Genomic DNA, 20,370 nt, shown 5'->3' on the forward strand with positions numbered 1-20,370 from the left:
GCGGGCTTCAACGCCCGTGCATCTGCGCGCTGGCCTTGGCGACCATGCGGGCGAAGGCGGTCGCTGCCGCCGAAGCCTGGACCTGGCTCGGATAGCCGACGGGCGAGCGGGCGATGGTCTCGCCACGGCTGCCGCGCAGGGTCCAGGACCACTGACCGGGCCGCTCCTCGTTCACCTCGAACTGCATGGCTCGCTCACGGGCGCCTCATCTCATCTCCGAGAGCATACCGTGCCGAAATCGAAGCCGGGTTAAAGGCTTAGATCCGATCAAGTCTTAGCCGGCGATCAAGGTGGTCTCTCCCCGTTATCCACGCTGTCCACAGCGACAGGGGCGGGTAGGCGTCGCATAGTTCGGGGAGATGCCCGGCATCGACGCGAGGTTACCCATCGCGTCGTGCTGGACCGCGAACAGGTGGCGCATGGCCTGCTGGTTCGAGGTGAGGCTGTAGAGATTACACAGAGCTGCGGATCGTAGCCGCTGCCCATGCCCACGGCTGAGCCGCAAGGTATTAGTTCCGAATTTTATGATGGGGGAGGCTGATACATCGTCTACGTTTGAGCGCAATTAAAAATCCCGGACGAGGGTCGCATGCTCGACTTGTTGAGACGCACCGTCAAAACCATTCGTCCAGCGTACCGAACCTTGAGTAGAATACGTGGCATAAGGCTGCACGAGCCAACTATATCCATCGCCTCGGCTGTCTATCTGGGATCTTCGTATGGCGGATGGCAGGTCGATGTCTCAGGGTTGAACAGCGACTCGATTGTCTACTCAGCTGGCGTGGGCGATGACATCAGCTTTGATCTCGCACTGATCGACACGATCGGCTGTCGCGTCTATGCGCCCGACCCGACACCCAATGCGATCGAGTGGATCAAACGTCAGAACGTTCCGTCCGAATTCCAGTTCATCCCGATTGGCCTGAGTGGGAGCGAGGGGATCCTCGATTTCCACGTGCCAGCAAGGAAAGATCTGGATTGCTTTAGCCGCACTCCCGTCGCGGGGGCCAAGCTCACTGGCGTCGTCCAATGCCCCGTGACGACCATTCCCCAGCTTATGAGACAGTTGAATCACGACCATATCGATCTCCTGAAAATGGACATCGAAGGGTTCGAATACGAAGTACTAGATCAAATGTTGTGTGCGGGGGTGCGCCCGATGCAAATCGCAGTTGAATTCCACCACCTTCAATACGGCCACAGCGCGCAGCAGACGATCGGTGCGGTCGAAGGTCTGAAGCGTGCTGGCTACGGCCTCCATTGGGTCAGCGATCGCGGAAACGAATACGGCTTCGTGCTGCGCTCCCAGCTTTTTTAGCTTGAGCGAGCGCGCATGCGGGCCTTTGATTTTCGACCCTCCCCGCCCTGAACAAGCATTGGCACCATCATCGCACCCGCTTGCTGTCGAGGATCGAATTTCGCCTGAGCCGATCAGCAAATTCAAACTGAGACACTACCGGAGGGTAGTGGGTCGGTTCGAAGATTTCGAGCGAGGTGGCCTCGATCAGCCGACCGGCGCTTCTCGATCCGTCTTGGCGTGCTTCTTCTTACGGAGCTTGCCGCGCTTGATCGGCCCGTCCTCATCGCTCGCACGCGCGCCGATGGCGAAGCCGTGAAGCTCTCTGGCGCGCTCCGGATCGATCGGGTGGCCTTCGGTGAGAGCGTAGAACGCAGCCCGAACGACCTCCTTCTTCGTGCTTTCGGGATGCTGCTCGCGGACGGCGGCGAGAAGTTCTTTGGCTGTCATGCCGGGCTTGGCGAATCGGACAAGCGTTTCAGCCAGAGTTGTGATCGTGGGCATGGCACTCTCTCAGGTTCCCTGCCGCGTAAGACGTTTGAATGAGAAATCCAATCCGCTCCGATCGACGATGCATCTGGCGCGCGACCGGTCCGAGTCCGGTGGATTCTACGGGCTTCCGTATGCGCCCGTTACATCAGTTGGCTAACAATCCTCGACAGCCCGTTCCGGGCGCGCTTATGTCTGATTCATGACGCCCGTTGCCCGCTGCCTTCGCAAGGTCGATCACGCCTCCGTCGTCACGGATTCCACGATCGTCGAGCAGGTTGGCGAAGCGTTGGACGAGCTTGAGGCCGCCTATCGTCGCCCGAGCGACAAGATCACCGCACTCGAAGAGGTTCTGCAGGCGGTATCCAGAAGGCGTACGCTCGAGACCTCGCCTTTCGGACGCTTCGTCTACAGCTCCGTCGAACGCCGACAGACGAGCCTGGCCCGCCTCAGAGCATGACGTTGGCGTGACGGCGCAGGTCTGTGCGGTGTCTCTGACGCGCTACAGCGCGACTCGGCGGCATCGCCTATCCGGCAACCAGTTCCTTCCTGAGACCCGGAACCACCTGGGCGCGCTCATCAAACCGATGACGCGCCTTGTTTTTTAGGGTCCGCGCTCGCCACGATCCGTCGCTTCCGTGTCCGGTTCGGGCCTCTGCATGGCCGTCCGCGCGCGAGTCCTTCGTGTTCGAGAGCAAGAAATGGGGCGCGGCAACGTCCCAGTCGTGCTTCGCTAGGGCAGGAGTGCATGATGATGACGCATCGAAGCCTGTGCCGGGGAGCGGTTGTCATCGCCGCCTTGTGCGCGGTCCCAGCATCGGCCGGCCCGGCTCACGTCGAAAGCGGCTCCTATGAGGTCGAGGTGACGCTCGAACTGCCGCACCTCGAGGGCATGACCCAGAAGAAGACCGCTAGCCTGTGCCTGACCGCCGATCCGGCGGCCAACACGCACGGCATCATGGTTCTCAGCGACAACAACCCGCTGTCCCGATGCCCCTTCGTGAACCGATACGAGGAAGGCGATCAGATCAGCTTCGACATCGTCTGCGAGGGAAAGAACTCCGCCAACGCCAAGGCGCATTACGTCTTCAGGCAGGATCGATTTCAGGGCCGCATCACGATGCAGATGGGCGGCAAAAACATGACCATGACGGAGGTGCAGACCGGACGTCGCACCGGAAGCTGCGAGCCCAGCAAGGCGCCGACTCTGTAAGGACGGACGCGCGCGCTCGTCGGGCCGCCTTCCTCCTGAACGGCCTCTGCGCCAAAGCGGTCTATGCCGCTACGCTCAGTGATCTCGAGCGCTTCGACCAGGGCACATTTCGGCACCGATCGCGCTGAACACCGGCTTGTATCGTTTCATATGCTTCCCGTTCCGATTGACGCCGGGCAACCCGTATCCGGTCCCGCCCTCGCGAAGCGTGGCGAACGGGTCGATGAAGCGACAACCCAGCCTTTCGCAGGCCGCTTTGATCCGATTCGAATAGTCGATGACGGCAAGCGCATCGATATGGCGTTCGGCATCATGGTCGACGGGCGGAACGGCCGTGACGAAGACCGTGTCGGCGATCGACCGCAGCTTCACGACCAAGGCCTCGAGCGCAGTCTCGAAGAGCGCGCCGGAGCGTGCGCTCGTCGGCTCCTTTTTCCGGCCGAGATCGTTCGTCCCGATCGTCAACACCGCAGCCCGCGGTCGCACGGGAAAATGCAGTTTATCCAGCGTTTCAGCGTAGGAACTCGTCGTTGCGCCGCTCATCCCGACATTGACGACGGCGCTTCCGCACAGTCCTTCCGATGGACTGTGCAGTTCGGCATTCGAGTCGCCGGCAATCAGCACGAAGCCCGGATCGGCCTCATCGAGATACTGCTGGACGACGTTCAGTCTCACATCTTTGTAAATCGCAATAATGTCCGGAGATTGCAGCATCAGCCGTCCGATCGGTATGCCGGCGAGAATACCGCACAATAAAACCAACAGTCCGAAAGTCGTTCTTCTGCTCTTTAACATCAAATCATCGTCTAATATGAACGATCGACGCTGCCTGTGATCTTATTTGTCGATCGGTCGATGACCGGTCCGCAACACCACCGTCACGAGGGTCGTCATAGATCGACGTCTGCCTGAAGTCTAAGCGTCGCATCGCCGCCCGGCTCGTTTGCGAGAACGAGCGGGGCCTCGGGGCGAGAGATCTCTTCCGCACCGGCCGCCGCCGGGTTAGGCGTGCCCCGGCGAAACAGGACGGACCGGCCGGAGACAGCGACCCCGTGATCAAAGTCATCGGCATCGCCGGAGCTCTGCTGTTCCTCGCCGGCTCGATCCTGCTGGCGCGGCTGCGCGAGGCCCGGATGCCGCATCGGGCGCTGTTCCTCCTGGCTCTCGGCATCCTCTGCATGACCGTGTCGACGATCTGGTGGTCGGAGGCCTCCAGGGTAGATCTGCCTTAGTTGGCCACTGTCGCGTCCCGGCACGATCGGGCAGCGCTAAGCCGCCTTATTCCTCGTCCTGTTCCGCCTGCGGCTGCAGCACCCGCTGCACGGTCTCCAGCACGGTGCCGGCCAGGGCAGCGTCAGGATCGTCGCGGGTGAGGGCGTCCTTCAGCATCGCGAGATAGCCGCCGAGCCGCTCGTCGTAATGGTCCGAATCGATCGAGCGTAGGACGTTGGCCAGGAAACCGATCGCCATCTGATGCGCGATCTGGCGGGCGCTCATCTCGGCGAGGCCCTCCGAGAGCGACTTGAGCCCCTCGTCGTGCTGGCTGGTCACGGCGGCGAGCGCCGCGATCTGCTTGTCGAGATCCATCTTGATCCTCGTGGGGGCAGGGGCGCTCAGGCGTTCGAGCGGCCGTCGGCAAAGCGGCGGAAAGCGTCCAGCGTCTCGGCGCTGACATGGTGCTCGATGCCCTCGGCATCACGCCGCGCCGTCTCGGGGCTGACGCCGAGGGCGCAGAGGAAGCGCTCGACGATGCGGTGCCGCTCGCGCGATTGCGCCGCCAGCGCCTCGCCGGACGCCGTCAGGAAGACACCGCGATAGGGCCGCTGCTGGACGAGGCCATCCTCGGCCAGCCGCTTCAGCATCTTCGCGACGGTGGGCTGCGCGACGCCGAGGCGGGCGGCGATGTCGACCTGACGCGCCTCGCCTCCATCGCCGATCAGGTCGGCGATCAGCTCGACGTAATCCTCGACCAGCTCGAGCCGGCGCGCTTCGCGGGCCTGTCGGAAGCTTTCGACATGGACTTCCGGATCGATCAGCGATCCCTCAGGCGTGGAGGAGGGCGGTTCCTGCATGCTGAGGCCTTGAATCCTTCTCGCTTCGATCCGGCGACGGTGTCGCTGTTCTAGCCGAAGCGGGTGCGATGCGTGAATCCCGTCCCGCAACATTCCCTGCCGAAAGCGTAGCGGTCGCCACGATGTCGCATTGCGGTTGAAAAGCTTGGGCGCATAAGTATAGCTATTGCTATATTCGACTGGCACGTCCACATCGGCGCTGCCCATTCATCCGATCCGCACCCGATGGACACCCTCTTGATCCCGACCGAGCCGAGCCGAGGCTGGCGCTTCGCGCGTGAAACGCAGGAGCAGCCGAGCCTCGGCCATCTAAACGGCAGCGTGCCGGTGCTGGCCGGCGGCCATTGGCTGCGCCGCCTCGTCGGCTTCCTCGGGCCGGGCTACATGGTCTCGGTCGGCTACATGGACCCGGGCAACTGGGCGACCGACATCGCCGGCGGCGCGCAGTTCGGCTACACACTGCTCGCCGTCATCCTGCTCTCGAACATGATGGCGATCGTGCTGCAGGCGCTCGCCGCCCGGCTCGGCATCGCCACCGGGCGCGACCTCGCCCAGGCCTGCCGCGACCACTATCCGCGCCCGGTCGGCGTCGCGCTCTGGCTCGCCTGCGAGATCGCGATCATCGCCTGCGACCTCGCCGAGGTGATCGGCACCGCGATCGCGCTCAAGCTTCTGTTCGGCATCCCACTGGTGATGGGCACGGTGATCACCGCGCTCGACGTGCTGCTCGTGCTGCTGCTCATGCGCCGGGGTTTTCGCGCGCTCGAAGCCTTTGTGATCGCGCTGCTCGCGGTGATCTTCGTCTGCTTCGGCATCCAGATCGCGCTCGCCGCGCCGCCGATCCAGGCCGTGCTCGGGGGCTTCGTGCCCTCCTCGCAGATCGTCACGAATCCGGCCGCCCTGTACATCGCCATCGGCATCATCGGGGCGACCGTAATGCCGCACAATCTCTACCTGCACTCCTCGATCGTGCAGACGCGAGCCTATCCGCGCACCGACCGGGGGCGCCGCGAGGCCCTGCGCTTCGCGGTCACCGATTCCACCATCGCCCTGATGCTGGCGCTCTTCGTGAATGCCTCGATCTTGATCCTGGCAGCAGCCGTCTTCCACGCCAGCGGGCGCACCGAGGTGCAGGAGATCGAGCAGGCCTTCGAGCTGCTCTCGCCGCTGCTCGGCGTCGGCCTCGCCTCGACCCTGTTCGCAGTGGCGCTTCTCGCCTCGGGGCTCAATTCCACGGTGACCGCGACGCTGGCCGGCCAGATCGTGATGGAAGGCTTCCTGCACCTGCGCATCCCGGACTGGGCGCGCCGGCTGATCACCCGCGCGATCGCCATCGTGCCGGTGGTGATCGTCACCGCGCTCTACGGCGACGGTGGCACGGCGCGGCTACTGGTGCTGAGCCAGGTGGTGCTCTCGATGCAGTTGCCCTTCGCGGTGATCCCGCTGGTGCGGTTCGTGTCAGACCGCGAGAAGATGGGCGCGCTGGTGGTGCCGGGCTGGCTGAAATGGCTGTCCTGGGGGATCGCGGCGGTGATCGTGGTGCTGAACGTGAAGCTGTTGATCGACACCGTTTCCGGCGGCTGAGGGCCACGCCCTCAAGCGGGCGCTGACCCTCGCAGATGGGTCACGAATTCCTGCGCGAAGGGCGCCAGCGCATCGAGGTCGCGCACGCACAGGGTCAGGTCGCGCGCAGCCCAAGAATCCTCCAGCGGCAGGATGGCGAAGTCCATGCCGCGCTTGGCGCGGCGGGCGGTGGTCTCCGGCACGATGCCGAGCCCGACACCGCATTCGACGAGACGGCAGATGGCGTCGAAGCTTCGGAGTTGCACCCTGAGCCGCATGACCCGGCCGATCCGCGAGGCCTTCGCGGATAGGAAGCGCGTCAGGGCGCTCGGCCGGTCCAGCCCGACGAGATCGTGTTCGAGCACTTCGGCGAAGCCGATGCTGCTGCGGCCGCTCAGGGCATGGCCCGCGGCGACCACGGCCACGAAACGATCGTGGCGAAACGGAAACGTCTGCAATCCGCCGGTATCGACCGTTCCGGCCACGATGCCGAGATCGGTCGCACCCTCGGCGACGAGCCCGACGATCTCGTCCGAGGTCCGCTCCTCCATGTCGACGCTCACGCCGGGATGGAGTGCGAGATAGGCCGAGAGCGCCTCGGGCAGGAACTCGGTCAGCGCATTGGTGTTCGACATGAGGCGGATCTGGCCGACGGCCCCGCCGGCAAAGACCGACAGGTCGCTTTGCAGCCGATCGATATCGGTGAGCAGGCTGCGAGCATGGGCGAGGAGCGCCTGCCCGGCCGGCGTCGGCACCACGCCCTGCCTGCCCCGCACCAGCAGCGCCGCGCCGAGGGACACCTCCATCGCCTTGATCCGCGCCGAGGCCGCTGCCAGCGCGAGATGTGCCCGCTCGGCACCATGCGTGATCGAGCCGGCCTCCACGACGTGGCGAAACAGGCCGAGATCGACGAGATCGAAACGCATCATGGATCGGTCACCACCACTGGATCGATCGCCCGCACCACGTCCCAACTTCGCTGATAACGAAACCGTGACTCGTATGCTGCGACGCATCTTACAGCACGTGCAGAAAATTTCCTTCGTCATTCGCGAAGGTAGATGCCAAAAATTCCGAATTGCGAACTGTTCCAAGTTGGGTTTTGAAGCGACCCGATGGGTGCAATCGCAGCAGGCGCGGCGGCTTCGCAGGCCACGGTCTTTCTGACCGGCGGCCTCCTCGTGCTGTGCATGGGGCTATGGGCGACCGGGCTGATCGCCGAGGTCGTCACGGCACTGATGTTCTTTGCCTTGGCGATGCTGCTGAAGCTCGCCTCGCCGCAGACCATCTTCTCGGGTTTCGCGTCGCAGGCCTTCTGGCTGGTGACGAGCGGCATGGTCGTCGGGCTCGCCATCAACCGCACCGGGCTCGGTCAGCGGCTGGCGCGGGCGCTAGCCGACCAGCTGCCGAATTCCTATCCGGGCTTCGTCGCCGGCCTGATCGCCTTCTCCTTCCTGCTCGCCTTCGTGATGCCGTCCAATCTCGGGCGGATCGCGCTGATGGTGCCGGTGCTACTCGCGATCTGCGACGCCTACGGCCTCACGCCCGGCCGGCCAGGCCGCACCGGCGCGATCCTCGCGTTTGGTGTCGCCACGCCGATCCTCTCGGCGGCACTCCTGCCGGCCAACGTGCCGAACCTCGTCATGGCCGGGACCGCCGAGACGCTCTACGGCCTGCACCTGACATACCTTCCCTATCTCTGGCTGCACGCGCCGGTGCTAGCGGTGCTGAAGGGCGCGATCCTCACCGTCTGCGTGGTGCTGCTGTTCCGGGACAGGATCGGCAGCGAGCGGCCGCCGATGGAGCCGCTGCCGCCGATCTCGGCCGACGAGCGCCGGCTCGCCGTGATCCTCGCAATCATGCTCGGTCTCTGGGTGACCGACGGCATCCACCACATCCCGCCGGCCTGGGTCGGTCTCGCCGCCGCGGTCGTGGTGATGCTGCCGAAGGTCGGCGTGCTGCCGGGCGACGCCTTCAGCCAGATCCAGCTGAAGACATGTTTCTACATCGCCGCGATCTTCGGGCTGACCGCCATCGTCAACGAGAGCGGGCTGGGACGCGAAATCGGCCGGGCGCTGCTCGCGGTGGCGCCCTTCGAAGTCGGCGCCTCGGCCAAGAACTTTGCGACCTTGGTGGCGATCTCGGTCGGTTTTCTGTTCGCGACGACGACGAACGGCGCCCCGGCCCTCTATACCGCGCTCGCCCAGGATTTTTCCCAGGCGAGCGGGCTCGACCTGATGAGCGTGGTGATGATCCAGGTCGTCGGCTACGCGAACGTGTTCCTGCCCTACCAGGCGCCGCCGATCGTCATGACGATGGATCTGGGCCGGGTGAGCCTCGCCGACACCACCCGTCTCACCCTGGTCTTCGGGACCGCGACTCTGCTGATCGCAGCGCCTTGCGCCTTCCTGTGGTTTCGCCTTCTCGGGAGGCTGCCGTGATCGGCCAAAGGTACAGGTTTGCGGGACCGGCGGCTGCCTTGCCGCTTGCCGCAACGCACACTACGCCCTCTCTTTAGACAAACTCCAGATCCGAGCATCTCGAGGACCCGATATGGCGCCTACCGCCCGACCGACCGTCGCCCCGCCGCTCTCCCCGCACCTGCAGGTCTACCGCTGGACCTGGACGATGCTGATGTCGATCCTGAACCGGGCGACGGGCGCGGCCCTCTATGGTGGCACCCTTCTCGTCACGATCTGGCTCGTGGCGCTTGCCTCCGGCCCTAAGGCCTACGGTGCGGTGGCTTGGTTCTTCGGCTCCTGGATCGGGCTGCTGATCCTGTTCGCCTATACCTGGGTCCTGCTGAACCACATGCTCGGCGGCCTGCGCCACTTCATCTGGGATACCGGCCGCGGCTTCGAGCGGCACGAGCGCATGGCGCTCTCCCGCATGAGCCTGATCGCCTCGGTGGCGCTCACCATCGTCATCTGGGCGCTCGCCCTGCTGCTGCACTGAGGAGCCCGGTCATGGCCGAAACCAAGTCCGCCTCGATCCGCACGCCGCGCGCCCGTGTGAAGGGCCTCGGCGCTTCCGGGCACGGTGCTGAGCATTTCTGGATGCAGCGCCTGACCGGCGCGGCCAACCTGCTCCTGATGATCGCCTTCGCCGTCATCGTCGCGAAGATGTGGGGCCGTCCCTATCCCGAAGCCGTGGCGCTCGTCGCGCAGCCGGTCGTGGCGATCGTCCTACTGCTCACGATCGTGTCGGCCACGATCCACATGCGACTCGGCATGCAGGTGATCATCGAGGACTACGTCCACGGCACCGGTCTCAAATTCGCGGCGCTCACCGCCAACACCTTCTACGCGGTCGCCGTCGCCGCCGCCTGCCTCTACGCGATCGTCCGCGTGGGGCTGGGCGGCCTGGTCTGACGCGCGCCAATCCGAGGAACAGCAGCATGGCCTCCAACGGATCGAACGGAAGCGGCGCGCCCGCCTATCCCATCATCGACCACACCTTCGACGTCGTGATCGTCGGCGCAGGCGGCGCAGGATTGCGTGCCACGGTGGGCTGCAGCCAGGCCGGGCTTCGCACCGCCTGCATCACCAAGGTGTTTCCGACCCGCTCGCACACGGTTGCCGCACAGGGCGGCATCTCGGCCTCGCTCGGGAACATGGGCCCGGACGACTGGCGCTGGCACATGTACGACACGGTGAAGGGGTCGGACTGGCTCGGCGACCAGGACTGCATCGAATATCTCGTCCGCAACGCGCCGGCCGCCGTCTACGAGCTCGAACACTGGGGCGTCCCGTTCTCGCGAACGGAAGAAGGCAAGATCTACCAGCGGCCCTTCGGCGGCATGACCACCGATTACGGCAAGGGCACCGCCCAGCGCACCTGCGCCGCAGCCGACCGCACCGGCCACGCCATGCTCCACACCCTCTACGGGCAGGCCGTGAAGAACTCGACAGAATTCTTCATCGAGTACTTCGCCCTCGACCTGATCATGGACGAGGACGGCCGCTGCCGGGGCGTCATCGCGCTCGACCAGGCCACTGGCGAGATCCATCGCTTCCGCGCCCAGACCACGATCCTAGCGACCGGCGGCTACGGCCGGGCCTATTTCTCGGCGACCTCCGCGCACACCTGCACTGGCGACGGCAACGCCATGGTGCTGCGCGCCGGCCTGCCGCTGCAGGACATGGAGTTCGTGCAGTTCCACCCCACCGGCATCTACGGCGCCGGTTGCCTGATCACGGAAGGATCGCGCGGCGAGGGCGGCTACCTGACGAACTCCGAGGGCGAGCGCTTCATGGAGCGCTACGCGCCGTCGGCGAAAGACCTTGCCTCGCGCGACGTGGTCTCGCGCTCCATGACCATGGAGATCCGCGACGGCCGCGGCGTCGGCAAGAACAAGGATCACATCTACCTGCACCTCGATCATCTCGATCCGAAGATCCTGCACGAGCGCCTGCCCGGCATCTCGGAGAGCGCGCGGATCTTCGCGGGCGTGGACGTGACCAAGGAGCCGATCCCGGTCATCCCGACGGTGCACTACAACATGGGCGGCATCCCCACGAACTTTCACGGTGAGGTGCTCACCCTGAAGAACGGCAACCCGGACACCATCGTCCCCGGATTGATGGCGCTCGGCGAGGCGGCCTGCGTCTCCGTGCACGGCGCCAACCGGCTCGGCTCCAACTCGCTGATCGATCTCGTTGTGTTCGGCCGCGCCGCGGGCCTGCGCTGCGCCGAGATCGTCGAGAAGGGCGCCCGTCAGCCCGACCTGCCCAAGGATTCCGCCGACAAGGCGCTCTCCCGCCTGGATCATTTCCGCAATGCCAGCGGCGGCACGCCGACGGCCAAGCTGCGGGACGAGATGCAGCGCACGATGCAGAACAACTGCGCGGTCTTCCGCACCGGCGACGTGCTGGAGGAGGGCAGGGGCCTGATCGGCAAGGTGTTCAAGGGCGCCGCCGACATCGCCGTGAAAGACCGGTCTCTGGTCTGGAACACCGACCTGCTCGAAACGCTCGAATTTGACAACCTGATCGGCCAGGCCGTCGTCACCATGGAATCGGCTGCCAACCGCACCGAGTCCCGCGGCGCGCACGCCCGCGAAGACTTTTCCGAGCGCAATGACAAGGACTGGATGAAGCACACCCTAGCCTGGCTCGACGAGACATCCGGAAAGGTCACGATCGATTACCGGCCGGTGCATACCTACACCATGTCGAACGAGATCCAGTACATCGAGCCGAAGGCTCGGGTATATTGAGCGCGGGCGGCACCGGACCGATGAGCCTCCTGTCGAAAATCGTCGGACGACCGTCGAAGCCGGCTTCGACGCTGTTGCGCGCCGGCGCCCCGGCCGAGCCGCCCGGCTCATGGAGCGACGTCGTCAACAGCTACCAGCTCCCCTTCGATCAGTCCGGAGAGCAGGCTCGTGCGGCCAACGCGGCCGAGGCGGCGTATTACGCGCAGTCCGACCGGATCGCGCATAAGTGGCATTCCTACCTGGAGGTCTATGACCGCCACCTGTCGCAATACCGCGACAAACCGGTACGCTTCCTGGAAATCGGCGTCTTCCAGGGCGGCGCCCTTCAGGTCTGGCGGCGCTATCTCGGACAGGCGGCGATCCTGAACGGGCTCGACATCGATCCGCGCTGCGCCCAGGTCGACGACCCTGACCTGACGATCCACATCGGCAGCCAGACCGACACCGCGCTGCTCGCGCGTATCGTCGAGCAGATGGGCGGCATCGACGTGGTGATCGACGATGCGAGCCACGTCAGCGAGCACCAGATCGCGACCTTCGAGTTCCTGTACCCGCTGCTCGCCCCGAACGGCATCTACATCGTCGAAGACGTGCACTGCTCCTACTGGCCGGATTTCGGCGGCGGCCTGCGGGCACCCGGCGCCTTCATGGAATACGCCAAGGGCCTGCTCGACCGCCTCCACGCCCGCTACGTGCTCGACCCCGATCCGGAGGACCGCGATCCGGGCTTTGCGGACGTGACGCACGGCATCTCCTTCCACGACAGCATGGTCGTCTTCGAGAAGCGCGCCAGCAAAGGGCCGCCGCGGACCAACGCCGTCGGCACCCGCTGGACTTTCTAGAATTCCGGAGCCCTACCGCTCATGGCACAGTTCACCCTCCCCAAAAATTCGCAGATCCGCGAAGGCAAGACCTGGCCGGCGCCCGAAGGCGCCAAGAATCTTCAGGTGTTCCGGATCTATCGCTGGAACCCGGATGACGGGCAGAACCCGCGCATCGACACCTACCATGTCGACCGCGACGATTGCGGCCCGATGGTCCTCGACGCCCTGCTCTGGATCAAGAACAAGGTCGACGCGACCCTGGTCTTCCGCCGCTCCTGCCGCGAGGGCATCTGCGGCTCCTGCGCCATGAACATCGAGGGCCAGAATGCGCTGGCCTGCACCATCGGCATCGACGAGTGCCGCAAGCCCGACAACGCGCTGCCGCTGCTGACCCGCAAGGACAAGGACGGCGCAGTGAGGATCTACCCGCTGCCGCACATGCCGGTGATCAAGGACCTCGTGCCGGATCTCACCAACTTCTACGCCCAGCACGCCTCGGTCGAGCCCTGGCTCCAGACCGAGACACTCTCGCCAGAGAAGGAATGGCGGCAGACCCCGGAGGACCGGCAGAAGCTCGACGGGCTCTACGAGTGCATCCTGTGCGCCTGCTGCACCACGTCCTGCCCGAGCTACTGGTGGAACGGCGACAAGTTCCTCGGCCCCGCGGCCCTGCTCCAGGCCTATCGTTGGCTGATCGACAGCCGAGACGAGAACACCGGCGAGCGCCTCGACGGGCTCCACGACCCGTTCCGGCTCTATCGCTGCCACACGATCATGAACTGCGCCAATACCTGCCCGAAGAATCTCAATCCGGCGAAAGCCATCGCCGAGATCAAGAAGATGATGGTCGAGCGCGCGGCGTAATCGACAGCGGCCTTCGATGCCGTCGCATCGAAGGCTGTCCGCCGCATCGGCGGCGACGCGCGTTCGCACCGGCCGACGGCCACGTGCCTCGGTTCCGGCCAGGGAAAACCAACTGCGGCTGACCGGCCACACCGACCTGAAAAGGCGGCACTTCCCGGCTATTCACAGCAGGCACCGAGCCGGCCGCCTTGCGGCCATCGCAATTGGCGGCGACGCAGCGGTCCAATCTCGGCCGTAATGGGGATCGTGTACCGATGCCGCGTCAGCTCCTGTCGACTGCCGCCGTCCTTGCGCTCGCTTGCGGGCTCGGCGCCTGTGGCACGAGCCGCTTCGATGGCCCATCCCGCCAGGCGCCACGTGCGCAGCTCCCGCCCGAGCCCTATGCCGCCGCACCCTCGGGTGCGGTCACGAGCACGCCCCTGGCGCCACCACCCGGCGCCACCGCCGAGGGGCAGCCGCTCGGCGCCGGCATCGTCGCCTCGGCTCCGCCGCCCGTCGTCGCGGAGCCCGTCACGCCGCCTGCTCCGCCGCCCGTCGTCGCCACCGGCCGTTCCTCGGTCGTCGGCGGCTGGACCGCCACCGATGCCAACGGCAGCTGCCGGGTCTCGCTGACCAGCTCTCCGACGCTGGACCTCTACCGTGCGACCACCTCGGGCTGCGCCAACAAGGATCTCGCCAAGGTGTCCGCCTGGGATTTCCGCGATGGCGAGGTCTACCTGTACCAGTCCGGCGGCACCGTCGCCGCACGCCTGAAACAGGCCGGCGGCTCCCTGGACGGCGCCCTTTCGAAGTCCGGTGCGTCGCTCTCGCTGGCGCGGTAGGTTTCTTCCCCTCCGTCACCCTGGGGCTCGCCAGCGGCGAGAACCCGGAATCGACCCGTGATGCGCGATCTGAGTCTAGCGCCGGGTCCATCGGGGATTCCGGGTTCCGCTTCGCGGTCTCGGAATGACGGGCGACGATGCGAGATCGTCATGGGTTGATGCGCATGCCCAGCAGGAAGATGTTGTCGCTGAAGCTCGAGGTGCGGTCGGTGCTGGTGATCTGCTGGTAGACGTAGCTGCCGCGCAGCGTCAGCCAACGGTTGAAGCGGTAGTCGATCCGCGCCAGCGCCGAGTAGCCGCGCTCCTTGATCTGGACTCCCTGGTAGTCGCTGCTGAGGAAGCCGCCGCCCACGGTGATCGAGAGGTTGCGCAGGAGGTCGTGCTGCACCTCGAGCGTCGCGGCGTCGGTGAACACGCCGCTCGAGCCCGCGACCGAGGTCTCGATCACGCCGGTCTGCTGGCTGAAGCGCACGGTGGTCAGCGGGCTCACCTGCCAGATCAGAGCGGCGTTGAAGATCGGGGCCGTGATCGCGCGCAGCTTCGGGTCGACGTAGTCGCGGCGCTGCAGGCCCGCCGAGATCTCCGCCGAGACGAAGCGTGTCAGGGTGACCGTCGCACCGGCGGTGAAGCCGACCCCGTCCGAATCCCGGCGGAAACCCTGCTGGTCCACGGGTGTGTCGTAGATGCGCGTGTCGAGCAGCGTTTCGACGAAGGGCGTGATCACCGGCGAGATCTCGTAGCCCGCCCGCAGGCGCACGCCATACTGGTTGGCGTTGCGGTCGCTCTGGATCAGCGCGGTGCCGTCGGCGAGCCTCGCATCGTCGAAGACCTGGCGGTCGATCGAGCCTCGCAAGGTCACCTGGATGCGGTTGAAATTCTCGGTGACGCCGGCCGAGGCGCCGTAGGTCGCGAAGATCGGCCGGCTGGTGGCCGCCGCGCCGAGGTCGGGGCTGCCGGTGCGCTGCGTGTCGACTACGAAACGGGTTTCGAGGTCGACGCGGGTGTCGCGGTTCACGTCGATGCGCATGCGCGTCACGCCCGAGGCGTTCGGGCGGCTCGCCATCTCGTTGTCGGGAAACTCGCTGTAGCCGCCGCGCAGCTCGCCCGAGAGCTCACTCGACGACCAATCGCTGCGAAACAGCAGTTCGGCGTCGCTGCGCAGCGCCGTCGAGCCCTTCGCGGCACGCGCCGTGGTCTGGTCGGGGTTGGTGTCGTAGCCGACGCTCTGCGTGAAGGCCGGCAGGAAGGTCATCGTGCCGAGCTTGATCCCGAGTGGCGCGTAGGCCGGATCGGCTTCGCCCGGCTGACGGAAGCCGGGGGAGGAGAGCAGCAGCCGGCCGGGATTGCTCAGGCCGAGCAGCGGGATCGCCGTCGGCAGCGGAACCGCGGTCGGCAGGGGCACGCCGGAGACCGGCGTCTGGATCACCGGCGTCAGGCGCAGGTCGGTGACGTAGCCCTGGGTGCGCGCGCGGGTCAGGACCCGAGTCGGAAGGCCGTAGCGGCGCGGCGGCGCAGCCCGCTGCCGCAGCAGGCCCGCGGGCGCGGCGGCGCCGCGCGCCCCCGAGATGCCGGAGACCGGCGGACCGGCGGAGCGGAAGCGCGGCAGCCGGGCGACGCTGTCACCGGCATCGCCCGCATCGCCCGAGGTCTGACCGCCGGCCAGCACGTTGCCGTTGCCGCCAGCACCGCGCAGCGCCGGCAGGCCGGTTTGTCCCGTATCGAGGCCGAACCGTTCGGATGGACGCTTCCTGGCGAGCGGATTGCCGGCCTCGAAGGCAGGCGGCATCGCGTCCTGGTCGGCGGACTGGGCCTGCGCCGGCGCCGTCCAGCCGAGCGCACCGCTCAGGGCGGTCGCGCAGAGAAGCAGGCCGCACAGCCGCATGGCGGCGCGCCGTCTCCCCGCTTCTGCGATGGGCCGCTCGCCTGTCACGGGTGGACGTCGCTCCGTCGTCCTCGAAAGGGCAGGGCGGTTCGCGCCGCGGGTCGAACCGAGGCTCACGCCGCGGCCGCCCCCGGACGAGCCGTGGTTAATGGAGCTAAACCGAACGTGGTTAATGGGGGGTCAACACCGCGTCCGGCGGACGTTCGCATTCATCACCCGCTCAGAATGTTAGGTGCATTCACTTTATGAACTGCATGAGAGAAAGGGCCTCCCCCGATCGTGACAGCACTCCCTTGCATCGCCGAAGAAGCCCCACCCGCGACGGCCGCTCCGGCATCGATCCCCGATTATCTCCGGATGCCGCTGCGCGCTTATTTCGAGTTGCCGGCGGACCGGATGCCGAGCCGGCTGTCGAGCCTGCTCGGCGCCTTCGAGAGCGCGCTCAACGCGCGCGGCGAGACGGTGACGGCCGAATTCCGTGAGGGGCTGATGCGGGCGTTGCCGGCCTTGCGCACCTTCGCCCTGTCGCTGACGGGCAACGCGACCCGGGCCGACGACCTCGTCCAGGAGACGATGCTGCGCGCCTGGACCAACCACCACCGCTTCGCGCCGGGCACCCGGCTGATCGCCTGGCTGTTCACCATCCAGCGCAACCTGTTCTATTCCGAGATCCGCAAGCGCAAGCGCGAGGTCGAGGATGCCGACGGCGTGCATGCCGCCGGCCTGACGGCGCTCGCCGACCAGGACGACACCGTCGCCCTGCGGAGCCTCTACGAGAAGCTCGAGCATCTGCCGGCGACGCAGCGCGACGCCCTCCTCCTCGTGGGCGCCGAGGGCTTCACCTACGAAGAGGCGGCCGAGATCCTCGCCTGCCGGGTCGGCACCGTGAAGAGCCGGGTCAGCCGCGCCCGCACCCAGCTCGCGGATCTGCTCGGCGAGCCGCGTGATACCCTGGACGGCGCCGCCGCCTGACCCGCTCCGCCGTTGAGCGCCGGCCGCATCGCGGCTAGCGTCGCGGCATGTCCGCCTCCGTCGACCTGTTGCCCCCGCGCGTCTCGGTGCGCCGCCTCGATTCCATCCTGGTCGACCGCATTGCGGCGGGCGAGGTGGTCGAGCGGCCGGCCTCCGTGGTCAAGGAACTCGTCGAGAACGCCATCGATGCCGGCGCGACGAGCATCGAGGTCGCGATCGAGGCCGGCGGCCGCCGACTGATCCGGGTGATCGACGACGGCCACGGTATGGGGCCGGAGGATCTGGAGCTCGCGGTCGAGCGCCACGCCACCTCGAAGCTGCCCGACGGCGATCTCGGCCGCATCGTATCGCTCGGCTTTCGCGGTGAGGCGCTGCCCTCGATCGGCGCGGTGGCCCGGCTCGCGATCACCTCGCGCCGGGCCGAGGATCGCGAGGGCACCAGCCTCGTCGTCGAGGCCGGAATCAAGGGACGCTCACGGCCCGCGCCGGGTCCGCGCGGCACCCGGATCGAGGTGAGCGACCTCTTCGCGGCCACCCCGGCCCGGCTCAAGTTCCTGAAATCCGATCGGGCCGAGACCGCGGCGATCTCCGAGATCCTGCGCCGCCTCGCGGTGGCACGGCCCGACATCCGCTTCACGTTGCGCACCGAGAACGGCAGCCCCAGCGTGTTCCCCGCCGAGAGCGAGCCGGGTCCCGCGGCCCACCTGCGCCGGCTCGGCGCGGTGCTGGGCGCGGACTTCCCGCCCAACGCCGTGCCGCTTTCCCTCGCCCGAGAGGGCATCGCGCTCGAAGGCCATATCGGCCTGCCGACCTTCCATCGCGGTGCGGCGAGCCACGTGCATTTCTCGGTCAACGGTCGACCTGTCCGCGATCGGCTGCTGCTCGGCGCGGTCCGCGGGGCCTATGCCGACACGATGAGCTCCGACCGCCACCCGGTGCTGGCCCTGGCACTCGTCTGTGCGCCCGACCTCGTCGACGTCAACGTGCACCCTGCCAAGACCGAGGTGCGCTTCCGCGAGCCGGGGCTGGTACGTGCACTCGTCGTCAGCGCGATCCACGAGAGTCTGCGCCGGGCCGGCGCACGCTCGACCACCACCGGGGCAGCGCAGGCGCTCGAAGCCCTGCGGCCGGGCGCGGCGGGGCCGTTCCCGGTGCATTCGGGCACCTCCGCTTACGTGCGCCCGATTGGTACAGGCTATCGCCCGGCCGCGACGCCCTCCTTCGCGGCGCCGGCCGGCTACCATGCGCCGAACCGGGCCGCCGCCGGCTTCGGCGAGGCGCCGCAGGCGCTGTTCGCCACGGACCTCGCCCCGCCCGGCGCCGACCTGCGCGAGGATGCCGCCGAGCCCGCGCTCGACCACCCGCTCGGCGCCGCCCGCGCCCAGCTCCATGAGACCTACATCGTCGCGCAGACCGCGGACGGCATCGTCATCGTCGACCAGCACGCGGCGCACGAGCGCCTGGTCTACGAGCGGCTGAAGCGCGAGCGCAGGGAGGGCGGCATCGCGCGCCAGGGCCTTCTGATCCCCGACGTCGTCGAGATGGCGCCCGCCGAGGCCGACCGGCTGATCGCGGCGGCCGAGGACCTCGACCGGCTCGGCCTCACGCTGGAGGCCTTCGGACCGGGCGCCGTCCTGGCGCGGGCGATCCCGTCCGCACTCAGCGGCGGCTCGGTCCGGAACCTCGTGCTCGACGTGCTCGACGCGCTGGAGGCGGGCGGCGTGGAGGAGGGCGCTCCGAGCGGGTCCGGCGATCCCCTGTCCCGCCGGCTCGACGCGGTGCTCTCGCGCATGAGCTGCCACGGCTCGATCCGCGCCGGGCGGCGGTTACGTCCCGAGGAGATGAACGCCCTGCTGCGCGACATGGAGAGCACGGAGAATTCCGGCCAGTGCAACCACGGCCGGCCAACCTTCGTGACCCTGAAGCTCTCCGACATCGAGCGGTTGTTCGGGCGCCGGTGATCGACCGCGCCGGCATGCCGGCGACGGACCGCCTGTCCATGCCGACACGTCGCCAGCGCAATACCGCCTGACGGCAAACGAACGCGCGCCGTCTCGGCACCGCGCCAATCATCATTGTGCAATGCACTCAAGGACTTGCGCCGACTGGATGAAAATCAGTCCAACGACGTATGGAATCCGCAAAAATGAATACAATCGGCAGGCCTTGAAAATAGTATCTATGGTCCGAACTCAGTCGGCGGCAGCACAAACAATCGACATGCTGTCCACGTTCGTATCCCCCGACTTATCCAGGATGATATTCTTCCGATCGAGCGCTGATTGATTGGGACAACATTCTGATTCCAGGAAGGACTATGATCATGGCCGCCAATCAGACGGAAGCACAGGTGAAGAACACTGCCGAGCGCGTCACGGCCCAGGGCCATGACGCCCTGCGCACCGCACAAGACAACGTCCAGAACGTCTCCCGTCAGGTCTTCGACGCCACGGAGCGCTTCACGCGCAGCTTCAATCTCTCGAAAGAAGATGCGGAGCGTTTCGCCGAGCAGTCGCGCCGCAATCTCGACGCCGTCACGCGGTGCGGCACCGTGCTGGGCCAGGGATTCCAGGATGCCTCGCGGCATTGGCTCGAGTTCGGTCAGCGCCAGTTCCAGCGCAATCTCACCGCTCTCAACCGGCTGGCTCAGGCCAGGACGCTCCAGGAATTCGCCGCGATCCAGAGCGAGGTGGTGCGCGATGGCCTCGAAGACTTCGTCAAGGACGGCAAGGGCATCGCTGAGACGTCGCTGAAGCATGCGGAGGAGGCCGGCCGGATCTTCACCAGCGAGATCAAGCCGACCACCCGGGCCAGCACGCGCCCGAACTGAGGCCGACGCAGCACGGATGATGCGAAGAGGGCGGCCCCGGAGGCCGCCCTCTGCATGCGCCGCGACCGAATTCGCTTACCAGACTCTGCCGTCGAGTCCCGCGTGACCGGCCCGTTCGGGGACCTCACCGTCGTCCAGTCCCCGGGCGACAAAGCGCGCCCAGAGGACCGCCGCAGCTCCGGTGGCGAGGGTCATCGCGAGGGTGAGCGAGAGGAATCCGAGGACCAGGGTCAAGGCAGCCTTCCGTCGGCGCTGGCGGGTCGAGGCGACAGGCTGGCCGGGAAGCCTTAGCAGGAGCTTACTGGACGGCCGGAACTCAGCGGCC

General features: G+C 66.7%; 23 protein-coding genes. 15 read left to right on the forward strand and 8 right to left on the reverse strand.

Annotated elements, in window-relative coordinates; genetic code table 11:
* Positions 1–7: 7 nt before the first annotated feature.
* Entirely contained in the window at positions 8–187 is a 180-nt protein-coding gene (locus GGR33_RS21735) for a YegP family protein (RefSeq protein WP_183509409.1), read from the reverse strand.
* Positions 188–781: 594 nt separating this feature from the next.
* On the opposite strand from GGR33_RS21735, the gene GGR33_RS21740 reads away from it, so the two are divergent.
* Entirely contained in the window at positions 782–1,318 is a 537-nt protein-coding gene (locus GGR33_RS21740; protein WP_183509412.1) for an FkbM family methyltransferase, read from the forward strand.
* A 186-nt stretch (positions 1,319–1,504) separates the two neighbouring features.
* On the opposite strand, the gene GGR33_RS21745 is transcribed toward GGR33_RS21740, so the two are convergent.
* Positions 1,505–1,801: a hypothetical protein gene (locus GGR33_RS21745; protein ID WP_246413366.1), complete on the reverse strand. Its 297-nt coding sequence runs from the start codon at positions 1,799–1,801 to the stop codon at positions 1,505–1,507.
* Positions 1,802–1,988: 187 nt separating this feature from the next.
* Between GGR33_RS21745 and GGR33_RS21750 the strand changes: the two genes are divergently transcribed.
* Both GGR33_RS21750 and GGR33_RS21755 read left to right on the forward strand, forming a co-directional pair.
* Positions 1,989–2,246, forward strand: a complete 258-nt coding sequence (locus tag GGR33_RS21750; protein ID WP_183509414.1) for a hypothetical protein — start codon at positions 1,989–1,991, stop codon at positions 2,244–2,246.
* A gap of 288 nt (positions 2,247–2,534) precedes the next feature.
* Positions 2,535–2,999 carry a DUF3617 domain-containing protein gene (locus GGR33_RS21755; RefSeq protein ID WP_246413369.1) on the forward strand — a complete coding sequence of 155 codons (465 nt, stop codon included), beginning with the start codon at positions 2,535–2,537 and terminating at the stop codon, positions 2,997–2,999.
* A 75-nt stretch (positions 3,000–3,074) separates the two neighbouring features.
* On the opposite strand, the gene GGR33_RS21760 is transcribed toward GGR33_RS21755, so the two are convergent.
* Positions 3,075–3,794 carry an SGNH/GDSL hydrolase family protein gene (locus tag GGR33_RS21760; RefSeq protein WP_183509417.1) on the reverse strand — a complete coding sequence of 240 codons (720 nt, stop codon included), beginning with the start codon at positions 3,792–3,794 and terminating at the stop codon, positions 3,075–3,077.
* A 257-nt stretch (positions 3,795–4,051) separates the two neighbouring features.
* Between GGR33_RS21760 and GGR33_RS21765 the strand changes: the two genes are divergently transcribed.
* Positions 4,052–4,231, forward strand: a complete 180-nt coding sequence (locus GGR33_RS21765; protein ID WP_183509422.1) for a hypothetical protein — start codon at positions 4,052–4,054, stop codon at positions 4,229–4,231.
* 46 nt (positions 4,232–4,277) lie between these two features.
* On the opposite strand, the gene GGR33_RS21770 is transcribed toward GGR33_RS21765, so the two are convergent.
* Entirely contained in the window at positions 4,278–4,586 is a 309-nt protein-coding gene (locus GGR33_RS21770) for a hypothetical protein (protein WP_183509426.1), read from the reverse strand.
* Positions 4,587–4,612: 26 nt separating this feature from the next.
* Positions 4,613–5,071 carry a manganese-binding transcriptional regulator MntR gene (gene mntR, locus GGR33_RS21775; protein ID WP_183509430.1) on the reverse strand — a complete coding sequence of 153 codons (459 nt, stop codon included), beginning with the start codon at positions 5,069–5,071 and terminating at the stop codon, positions 4,613–4,615.
* Positions 5,072–5,296: 225 nt separating this feature from the next.
* Here mntR and GGR33_RS21780 point away from each other — a divergent pair, with 225 nt between their 5' ends.
* Positions 5,297–6,655 carry an Nramp family divalent metal transporter gene (locus GGR33_RS21780; RefSeq protein WP_183509432.1) on the forward strand — a complete coding sequence of 453 codons (1,359 nt, stop codon included), beginning with the start codon at positions 5,297–5,299 and terminating at the stop codon, positions 6,653–6,655.
* 11 nt (positions 6,656–6,666) lie between these two features.
* Here the strand turns inward: GGR33_RS21780 and GGR33_RS21785 are convergent, their stop codons facing one another.
* The gene (locus tag GGR33_RS21785; protein ID WP_183509877.1) at positions 6,667–7,560 is read right to left on the reverse strand and encodes a LysR substrate-binding domain-containing protein; all 894 of its coding nucleotides are present in this window, start codon (positions 7,558–7,560) and stop codon (positions 6,667–6,669) included.
* A gap of 189 nt (positions 7,561–7,749) precedes the next feature.
* Here GGR33_RS21785 and GGR33_RS21790 point away from each other — a divergent pair, with 189 nt between their 5' ends.
* The 7 genes from GGR33_RS21790 to GGR33_RS21820 all read left to right on the forward strand — a co-directional run bounded on the left by GGR33_RS21790 (position 7,750) and on the right by GGR33_RS21820 (position 14,361).
* Positions 7,750–9,075: an SLC13 family permease gene (locus GGR33_RS21790; RefSeq protein ID WP_183509435.1), complete on the forward strand. Its 1,326-nt coding sequence runs from the start codon at positions 7,750–7,752 to the stop codon at positions 9,073–9,075.
* Between the two features lie 112 nt (positions 9,076–9,187).
* On the forward strand, positions 9,188–9,589 hold the full coding sequence (gene sdhC, locus GGR33_RS21795; RefSeq protein ID WP_183509440.1) for a succinate dehydrogenase, cytochrome b556 subunit: 402 nt from the start codon (positions 9,188–9,190) through the stop codon (positions 9,587–9,589).
* An 11-nt stretch (positions 9,590–9,600) separates the two neighbouring features.
* Positions 9,601–10,005, forward strand: a complete 405-nt coding sequence (gene sdhD / locus GGR33_RS21800; RefSeq protein WP_183509442.1) for a succinate dehydrogenase, hydrophobic membrane anchor protein — start codon at positions 9,601–9,603, stop codon at positions 10,003–10,005.
* A 26-nt stretch (positions 10,006–10,031) separates the two neighbouring features.
* Positions 10,032–11,852 carry a succinate dehydrogenase flavoprotein subunit gene (sdhA, locus tag GGR33_RS21805; RefSeq protein WP_183509445.1) on the forward strand — a complete coding sequence of 607 codons (1,821 nt, stop codon included), beginning with the start codon at positions 10,032–10,034 and terminating at the stop codon, positions 11,850–11,852.
* A 20-nt stretch (positions 11,853–11,872) separates the two neighbouring features.
* Entirely contained in the window at positions 11,873–12,694 is an 822-nt protein-coding gene (locus GGR33_RS21810; protein WP_183509449.1) for a class I SAM-dependent methyltransferase, read from the forward strand.
* 21 nt (positions 12,695–12,715) lie between these two features.
* Positions 12,716–13,540 (forward strand): succinate dehydrogenase iron-sulfur subunit, encoded by an 825-nt coding sequence (locus tag GGR33_RS21815; RefSeq protein ID WP_183509451.1) that lies wholly within the window; start codon positions 12,716–12,718, stop codon positions 13,538–13,540.
* 254 nt (positions 13,541–13,794) lie between these two features.
* Positions 13,795–14,361 (forward strand): AprI/Inh family metalloprotease inhibitor, encoded by a 567-nt coding sequence (locus GGR33_RS21820; RefSeq protein ID WP_183509455.1) that lies wholly within the window; start codon positions 13,795–13,797, stop codon positions 14,359–14,361.
* 148 nt (positions 14,362–14,509) lie between these two features.
* Here GGR33_RS21820 and GGR33_RS21825 read toward each other — a convergent pair whose 3' ends face one another.
* Positions 14,510–16,243: an outer membrane beta-barrel protein gene (locus GGR33_RS21825; RefSeq protein ID WP_183509460.1), complete on the reverse strand. Its 1,734-nt coding sequence runs from the start codon at positions 16,241–16,243 to the stop codon at positions 14,510–14,512.
* 357 nt (positions 16,244–16,600) lie between these two features.
* Here GGR33_RS21825 and GGR33_RS21830 point away from each other — a divergent pair, with 357 nt between their 5' ends.
* The 3 genes from GGR33_RS21830 to GGR33_RS21840 all read left to right on the forward strand — a co-directional run bounded on the left by GGR33_RS21830 (position 16,601) and on the right by GGR33_RS21840 (position 20,045).
* Positions 16,601–17,215: a sigma-70 family RNA polymerase sigma factor gene (locus tag GGR33_RS21830; RefSeq protein ID WP_183509465.1), complete on the forward strand. Its 615-nt coding sequence runs from the start codon at positions 16,601–16,603 to the stop codon at positions 17,213–17,215.
* Positions 17,216–17,262: 47 nt separating this feature from the next.
* A complete protein-coding gene (mutL, locus tag GGR33_RS21835) occupies positions 17,263–19,176 on the forward strand; it encodes a DNA mismatch repair endonuclease MutL (RefSeq protein WP_183509476.1) in 1,914 nt (637 codons plus the stop codon).
* A gap of 362 nt (positions 19,177–19,538) precedes the next feature.
* Complete coding sequence (locus tag GGR33_RS21840) at positions 19,539–20,045, forward strand: phasin family protein (protein WP_183509480.1); 507 nt, start codon at positions 19,539–19,541, stop codon at positions 20,043–20,045.
* 75 nt (positions 20,046–20,120) lie between these two features.
* Here the strand turns inward: GGR33_RS21840 and GGR33_RS21845 are convergent, their stop codons facing one another.
* Positions 20,121–20,279: a hypothetical protein gene (locus GGR33_RS21845; RefSeq protein ID WP_183509483.1), complete on the reverse strand. Its 159-nt coding sequence runs from the start codon at positions 20,277–20,279 to the stop codon at positions 20,121–20,123.
* Positions 20,280–20,370: the final 91 nt, after the last annotated feature.

It is taken from the genome of Methylobacterium brachythecii, assembly GCF_014196345.1.
GTDB classification, from domain to species: Bacteria; Pseudomonadota; Alphaproteobacteria; order Rhizobiales; family Beijerinckiaceae; genus Methylobacterium; species Methylobacterium brachythecii.